Origin of the sequence: Aurantimonas sp. A3-2-R12, from assembly GCF_036016755.1 — a bacterium.
GTDB lineage: Bacteria > Pseudomonadota > Alphaproteobacteria > Rhizobiales > Rhizobiaceae > Aurantimonas > Aurantimonas coralicida_A.
This window is the reverse complement of the sequence record NZ_JAYXIH010000083.1, coordinates 1-6,680: the sequence shown is the minus strand read 5'-3', so window position 1 is coordinate 6,680 and position 6,680 is coordinate 1. Positions and strand designations below refer to the sequence as shown.

At 61.1% G+C, this 6,680-nt stretch carries 8 protein-coding genes and 1 pseudogene; 5 read left to right on the top strand and 4 right to left on the bottom strand.

Annotated features, from left to right (window positions below):
• Positions 1 to 1,377 (bottom strand): cache domain-containing protein (locus VSX60_RS21680; protein ID WP_327626324.1); only part of this gene is annotated, 1,377 nt, incomplete at its 3' end.
• Positions 1,378 to 1,681: 304 nt separating this feature from the next.
• Between VSX60_RS21680 and VSX60_RS21675 the strand changes: the two genes are divergently transcribed.
• The 5 genes and pseudogenes from VSX60_RS21675 to VSX60_RS21655 all read left to right on the top strand — a co-directional run bounded on the left by VSX60_RS21675 (position 1,682) and on the right by VSX60_RS21655 (position 5,556).
• Positions 1,682 to 3,193 (top strand): ATPase domain-containing protein, encoded by a 1,512-nt coding sequence (locus VSX60_RS21675; protein ID WP_327626323.1) that lies wholly within the window; start codon positions 1,682 to 1,684, stop codon positions 3,191 to 3,193.
• Positions 3,190 to 4,236 carry a sensor histidine kinase gene (locus tag VSX60_RS21670; protein WP_327626322.1) on the top strand — a complete coding sequence of 349 codons (1,047 nt, stop codon included), beginning with the start codon at positions 3,190 to 3,192 and terminating at the stop codon, positions 4,234 to 4,236. Before VSX60_RS21675 ends, VSX60_RS21670 begins: the two co-directional genes overlap by 4 nt.
• Positions 4,237 to 4,647 (top strand): response regulator, encoded by a 411-nt coding sequence (locus VSX60_RS21665; RefSeq protein ID WP_327626321.1) that lies wholly within the window; start codon positions 4,237 to 4,239, stop codon positions 4,645 to 4,647.
• A 45-nt stretch (positions 4,648 to 4,692) separates the two neighbouring features.
• Positions 4,693 to 4,809 (top strand): annotated as a pseudogene (locus VSX60_RS21660) (HlyD family efflux transporter periplasmic adaptor subunit); the annotation flags it as partial.
• Positions 4,810 to 4,818: 9 nt separating this feature from the next.
• Positions 4,819 to 5,556, top strand: coding sequence for a hypothetical protein (locus VSX60_RS21655; RefSeq protein ID WP_327626320.1), 738 nt, complete (start codon positions 4,819 to 4,821; stop codon positions 5,554 to 5,556).
• A gap of 280 nt (positions 5,557 to 5,836) precedes the next feature.
• On the opposite strand, the gene VSX60_RS21650 is transcribed toward VSX60_RS21655, so the two are convergent.
• The 3 genes from VSX60_RS21650 to VSX60_RS21640 all read right to left on the bottom strand — a co-directional run.
• Entirely contained in the window at positions 5,837 to 6,184 is a 348-nt protein-coding gene (locus VSX60_RS21650) for a hypothetical protein (protein ID WP_327626325.1), read from the bottom strand.
• Positions 6,096 to 6,311, bottom strand: coding sequence for a helix-turn-helix transcriptional regulator (locus VSX60_RS21645; RefSeq protein ID WP_327626319.1), 216 nt, complete (start codon positions 6,309 to 6,311; stop codon positions 6,096 to 6,098). Before VSX60_RS21645 ends, VSX60_RS21650 begins: the two co-directional genes overlap by 89 nt.
• A gap of 130 nt (positions 6,312 to 6,441) precedes the next feature.
• A partial coding sequence (locus VSX60_RS21640; RefSeq protein ID WP_327626318.1) for a hypothetical protein occupies positions 6,442 to 6,680 on the bottom strand: 239 nt, incomplete at its 5' end.

Genomic DNA, 6,680 nt, shown 5'->3' with positions numbered 1-6,680 from the left:
CTCGCCGGTACCCGAGCGGATCGAGCCCGTCGTGCCGGCGATCGTCGACATGGTCTCGCTGAGCTCGTCCATCGCCGCGTTGAAATCGTCCTTCAGCTTCACATAGGCGTCGGGGAAACTCTGTTCGATGCGATAGGTCAGATCGCCGTCCGACAGCTTGGCGAGGCCCGAGCCGATCTCGCCGACCACCAGCTCCTGCTCCTGCGCCGTCATCTGCTGGCGCTCGCCGTTCTGGCGCCGCTCGGCCTCGGCCTCCTCGCGCCGCGTCACCGCCTCGGCCTCGACCCGCTGCTTTTCCAACGCCGCCTGCTTGAACGCCAACACCGCATTCGCCATCCGGCCAATCTCGTCCTTCTGCTCCAGGGCAGGAATCTCAGTGGTCAGATCACCGCCGGCGAGTTGGGACATCCTGTCGGCCATGCCGCTGATTGCGCCGCCGATACGGCGACCGACGAACAGCGCGACGACGATGGCCAGTCCCATCGCGAGCAAGGCGGCGAAAGCGGCGGTCCAGCTGATTTCACTCGAGATGGCCTGCAGCGCCGCCTGCGAGGTCAGCAGATGCGCCACACCGGAGACATTGCCGGCGAAGTCCTTGATCGGACGGGCGACACCGACATGGGGCTGTCCGCCGATGACAGACGTTGTGGGAACCGTCTCGCCATCGCGGACGCGTGCCAAGGTGGCACCGTCGAGCAGCGGCTCGCCTTGGAAGGTCGCCGCCGAACGGGCATCGGCGGTATCCTTGGCGGCAAAGGTCGCGACTTCGTCCATTGGGAAGATGTAGAGCTCCGCCTCGTCATCGGCGCTGTCGGTCAAGCCGGAGATGAACTCCTGTCCGAAGCCCAGTCCGAATTCGACGGTGCCGACGTGGCGTCCGTTGTATTCGATCGGGTGGACGGCTCGAACACCGATCCCGGCGCGGCCGCGCTCCAGCCCGATGACCGGCATCTTGTTGGCGTTGGCCTCGACGACCGTGAAGCGGAACGAAGACAGGTCGTCGCCGAACTTTTCCGGCTTGTGGACGCGCAGGAAGGAAATGCCCTGAGGGGTGTGAAACTGGAACTGCTCCACACCGTATTGCGTCTTCATCGCGTCAAAGCCGGGAACGAAGATATCCGCCAGGCGCTGCCGATCGTCGAAAGCGACGGCCTGCCCTACGGCTGGCTGGCGCGCCACTAGAGCCGCGAGGCTGAGCGCCTTGTCGACCTCTGCGGCGATCGAGCGATCGAGCTTGCGCTGCATGATGCCAAGTTCGCGCTCTGCCGCTTGCTCGACCAGACGGTCTGCGCCGAGGAAAAGCGGTATGCCGACCGCCAGCGCGGCGACGAACGCGGCGAAAAGAACCGAGACGAAGAGACGAGAACGAAGCGACATGGTCACCATCCAATTATAGTATTCAAACCTTTCTATGTGAGCGCGGTTTTCCGAAAGGTTAACCGTAAGCGGGACCTTCTCGTCTCGGCCACGTTTTTGCGCCGATAGGCTGCTGGAAGCCCGAAAATATTCGTAGCCGGGCAAGCGACGGGCCGCCGACGCCCGGAACGGCTTTTCGGGCCGCCGCCCGCCCGCGAAAATTAGAGCGTCGCGGTCCCGCTTGGGCGGTGAGGCGTCAGCTTGACACGCCGCCGATCTGCCGAAATGGTCCGCACTCTCGACCCCACTGGAAAGCGGAATCGCGATGCCACCGAAAAAAAAGCCGGCGACGAAACTATCGGCCAATAAACCGGCCACGAAGTCGCCGGCCAAAAACAATGGCAAATTTTCCAGCGGAATCGATGGGCTCGACACGGTGCTGGGCGGCGGGCTTCCCGGTCGGCATCTCTATCTGCTCCAGGGCAAACCCGGCACCGGCAAGACCACCTTTGCGCTGCAATTCCTGATCGCCGGCGCCGCCGCTGGCGAACCGGTTCTGTATGTGTCGCTGTCACAGAGCAAGGCCGAACTGGAGCAGATCGCGGCATCGCATGGCTGGTCGCTCGACGGGGTCGAGATCGAGGAGCTGCACGCGGCCCGTCATGACGAAAAGCAGGACGATCAGACGATCTTCTACGCTTCGGATGTGCGTCTCGATCGGACCCGCGAGGCCGTCGACGCGGCAATTGACCGGGTGAAGCCGAAGCGCATCGTCTACGATTCCCTCGTCGAAATTCGCCAGCTCAGCCGCGACACCCAGAAGTTTCACGAGGAAATCCTGTCGTTCAAGCGAATGGTCGGAAAACAGGGCATCGCGACCCTGTTCATCGATCTGACGCCGGAGGCCGGCGGCGATGCCGTCGTCGAAAGTCTGGCGCACGGCCTGTTCCACCTGGAAAAGTACCTGCCCGAATATGGTCAGGCGCGCCGCCGGATCGATATCCGCAAGATGCGCGGCGTGAGTTTCTTCGACGGCTATCACGACATGGCGATCCAGACAGGCGGGGGTGTCCGGGTGTTTCCGCGGATCGTGCCGGAACTCACACCGGAGACCAGCCGCGAGGATCTGATCAAGTCGGGCGTCGACGCGCTCGACGAGATGCTTGGTGGCGGCATGGAGCCGGGCACCACGACGCTCATCGTCGGTCAGTCGGGCACCGGCAAGTCGACCCTCGCTTCACTTTACGCTTATGCGGCCCTGGAGCGTGGTGAATCGGTCACGCTGTTTTTGTTCGAGGAACGGGTCGAGACCTTTTTCCGGCGCTCCGAAGGGCTCGGTCTGCATCTGCGCAAATATCGCGACGATGGGAAGCTCGAACTCTGGGACTTCAATCCTGGCGCGATTTCGCAGGGCGAATTCTCGCAGATCGCCCAGCAATCGGCGGATGGCAACAATGCCGGCGTGGTGGTCATCGACAGCTTCACCGGTTACCTCGCCGCGCTGCCGAATCCGCAGGAAGCGATCATGCAGATCCAGACGCTGCTGAAGTATCTTTCGCGGCGCGGTGTCCTGACCATCCTCATCGTCGCCCAGCACGGCCTGCTCGGCCACAATATGGACACCGCCGTCGACGTCAGCTTTCTCGGCGATACGGTGGTGTTTCTGCGCATGTACGAATGGCCGGCGGTGGTCCGCCGCACGATCACCGTGGTCAAGAAGCGCCACGGTCCGCACGATCTCGATGTCCGGCAATTGCAGATCGATACCAAAGGCATCAGCATCAGGGAGTTCGTTCAGCCACCGCCGGGCAGTCCGTCCCCGATGCCGACGCGATGAAAGCGGATTTCGACCGGATACCGTCGGCTGCCGAACTGCCCGTTCTGATCTACGCACCTTACGGGAACGATGGCGACACGCTCCATAAGGTACTGACGGACGCCGGTTTCACGGCGAACGTCGCCGACGATCTGGCGCAATTTCAAACCAGCCTGGCACGTGAGGCCGGGGTTCTGATCGTCAGCCAGGAAGGTTTGACCGAGAAGTCGCTCGGGCTAGTCAGCCAGATGCTGGCGCAGCAGGACGACTGGTCGGAACTGCCGATCATCGTGCTCTTGGACGCGGCGCTGCATCTCAACAATGCCGCCGGCCGGCTTCTCGAGCTCATGCCTCGCTCGAAGCTGATCATCAAGCAACGCCCGGTGCATCCCACCGAGATGACCACCTCGGTCGATACGGCTTTGCGCGCCCGTATTCGCCAGTACGCCTTGGCCCGTTACATCGCGCATCAGGAGGAATTGCGCCACGAGCTCAACCACCGGGTCAAGAACATCCTCGCCAGCGTCAATGCGCTGTTTTCGCTCACACGCCGGAACTCCGCCGATCTCAACGAGTTTTCCCATGAGTTCGCCGGCCGACTGAACGCCCTCAGCAACGTTCATTCGGTCCTGTTCAATGTCGACTACGGATCGGTGTGGTTGACCGAATTGGTGGAAGCGATCTTGAGGCCATTCAACACGGAGGACGTGCGGGTTGTGGCGACCGGCCCGGATCAGCGGCTGCTGTCCGACCCCGCCCAGAAGATCGCCTTGAGTCTGTACGAACTGGCCACCAATGCGGCCAAATACGGAGCGCTGTCGTCGAGCGAGGGCGCTGTCGGTGTCAAGTGGTCGGTCGAGTCGGGAACGGGGGGCGACAGCTTCGTACTGGACTGGTCGGAGAGCGGCGGGCCGAGCGTCAAACCGCCGTCGCGGACCGGCTACGGCACGCGTTTCATCCGTTCGGCGGCGCACAGTCTCGACGGCGAGGCGAATCTTGAATTTACACCCGCCGGTCTTCACGTGCAGGTACGGGTGCCGGCCCGCAGCGTACTGGATCGATAGATGCCCGCAATTCATTCCGTGCTGATTGTCGAGGACAATCTGATCGTGGCCATGGTCATTGAGGACGATCTGAGGGACGCCGGCTACGAGGTGTTGGGGCCCACCATGCGCAGTGCCCCGTCGCTGGACATCGCGCGGTCCTCGACGATCTCGCTCGCTCTGGTCGATATCGATCTGGAGGGCGGCGACGACGGCGTCGAGCTGGCCCGTCGGCTGCGTGACGAGCATCAGGTGCCCAGCCTGTATATTACCGGACAGGCGGCTGTTGCACGGGCTGGCAAAGACGCGGCCCTCGGCCTCCTGCCGAAGCCGTTCACGCCGGAGCAACTGCTGGAAGCGGTCGCGGAGGCCTTGAAATACGCGGCGACGGGCGAGGTGCCGCAGACGCCGAAGGCGGCTGTGTGGTTCTGAGCGTGCCAGGTGGTCCGCGGTCGGGCATGGTGAAAGAAGCGGTTTCCATTGGTCCCCGGCATGCCGGTCGAGGCCTTCATCCAGACCGGCGAACGCACGGCCATATCCTATCTCCTGAAACCGCTGTCGGATCAGTTCCGCCGCGCCATGCGGGAACAGTGAGGAATAAAGATGTCGATCGACTTCGATCCTTATGGTCCTCTCAGACGAAAGCTTGCGAGCGATGGCGTGGATATCGCCGCGCAGTTCGTAAAGCGTCGTCCTGCGGCGACGCCGGCAGCGGTCCGGTCGCATATAGCAACACGACGCAACCGGATTGCTAGCGTCCGTCGTCTGGCCTTTGCCTTCGCGGCGCTGGGGGTAATCGCTCCGGTCGCCCTCACCACGATCGCCTTCGGGGACGAACTGCGAGACACCGGGGGCGCCGGCGTGGAGCAGACGGAACCAGATGAAGCGACAGCGCCGAAACTGAGCTCGGATGGGCTGCGCGCAGGTGAAACCGGCATTGTTCCGAGCCAGGTCGACACGCGAGACCAGGAAAAAGGCACCGGAAATTCGCCGACTGCGGCCCCGAGCGTGACCTGTGCCGAAGCGCTTGCCTCAGAACCGCTTCAAAACATGGATCAATATTTAAAGGATATCGGCATCCACTACGAAAGAATATTCGATCAAACGCTGTCAGATGCGAATTGCACAGGTCGGCAGGTCGTAGATTTTCTTTTAGAAAATGGCGCAAAGCTTTATTCATATCGTGAATACGAAGGTGAAGAGTCAAGGAATGCCTATTCTTTAACATATCGTTCCGGATCTTTATTGAGAAGATTATTTATTTTTTTCCCATTCCACATAGTAATAGTAGAAAATACTGAATCAATATTCGTTCGTTCTAATTGGGAAATAGATCTATAGGTAATGGAGGTTACGTATGAGCCAGATATACATCGAGTGGAAGTGGGTTGGCTCCTTTGGAATTGATTCGCCTTATAGGCATATGTACCTTGTATACAAGCCAGCGCCTGACGCGCCGATCAAGGATTGGCAAGTCATTAGAGCAGGCCCACGCAATCCGCTGGGCGAGGCTGGCGGGGGCACTGATCATGCCAACCCTCATCCCGTATTTGCGAGCAGCGGACCAGAAATGTGCCTGACAAGTGAATTTCGGCAGCCGTGCTGAGTCGGTGCTGATCTCTCACGCACGGCACAATCGGCGAACGGAGAAGCCTGCTTGCAGGCTGTTCACGCCATTGAGGAAAAATGGTGCAGGGACGGAATCGAACTTATAGCCTATCAATTTGATTTTATTGATAAATATGCAGTGCGGATAACGCTCGATACCCGCAAAATTACCCAATCCAAAATCATACCGGCGGTTCGATTCCATTTTCCACAGGAAATTGGATGGCATGATACAGCCCGCGCTATCGTCCTGCCACCTCGCGCATCCGGCCTTATCTGACGTCACCGCCTTCTCGCGTTGGCCTCCACGATACGGGATCGGCAACCCAGCGATTGATATCGGATTCATGCCAACCAGCACCGTTGATGCTGATCCTCATCTGGGCGGGGAACGTACTCTCAGCGATCTTTCGATAGATGGTGGAGCGGGACAGGCCCGTCCGGGCGAGGACGGTATTCAGGCGGACGATACGGTCTGGTGCGGGCATGGATGCGATGCCTCCGGCTGGCGGTTTCTGACGGCTCTTTGTCCAGTCAGGACAGGCCCTTGCCGGGGCGCAAGAGGGTCCGGGGAATCGTCGCGGCGCCGGATGGAAACGGCGGCACATAGGACGGTTCTCATATCCCGATCCCCCTTCCTCTCCCGAGGTCGAGACCGTGAGAGAGGGCGAGGGCCGCGCCGAGTCGGCGGCCAGCCTCCGTGTCGATGCCGAGCGCGGCCTTGCGGTTGGCGAGCAGGGATTCCATCTGCGGATCGCGTTCGAGGCTCTTGGCCATGTCGCCCATTGCCGACCGGGTGGCCTTGTAGTCCGCCATGTCGCCCGCCTGGTATTGGCGCTGACTGGTGCGGTCGAGCT

Excerpts from the sequence above, each read along its gene's own strand:
- VSX60_RS21675 (WP_327626323.1), top strand. The coding sequence starts at position 1,682 with ATGCCACCGAAAAAAAAGCCGGCGACGAAACTATCGGCCAATAAACCG.
- VSX60_RS21670 (WP_327626322.1), top strand. The coding sequence starts at position 3,190 with ATGAAAGCGGATTTCGACCGGATACCGTCGGCTGCCGAACTGCCCGTT.
- VSX60_RS21665 (WP_327626321.1), top strand. The coding sequence starts at position 4,237 with ATGCCCGCAATTCATTCCGTGCTGATTGTCGAGGACAATCTGATCGTG.
- VSX60_RS21655 (WP_327626320.1), top strand. The coding sequence starts at position 4,819 with ATGTCGATCGACTTCGATCCTTATGGTCCTCTCAGACGAAAGCTTGCG.
- VSX60_RS21645 (WP_327626319.1), bottom strand. The coding sequence starts at position 6,311 with ATGCCCGCACCAGACCGTATCGTCCGCCTGAATACCGTCCTCGCCCGG.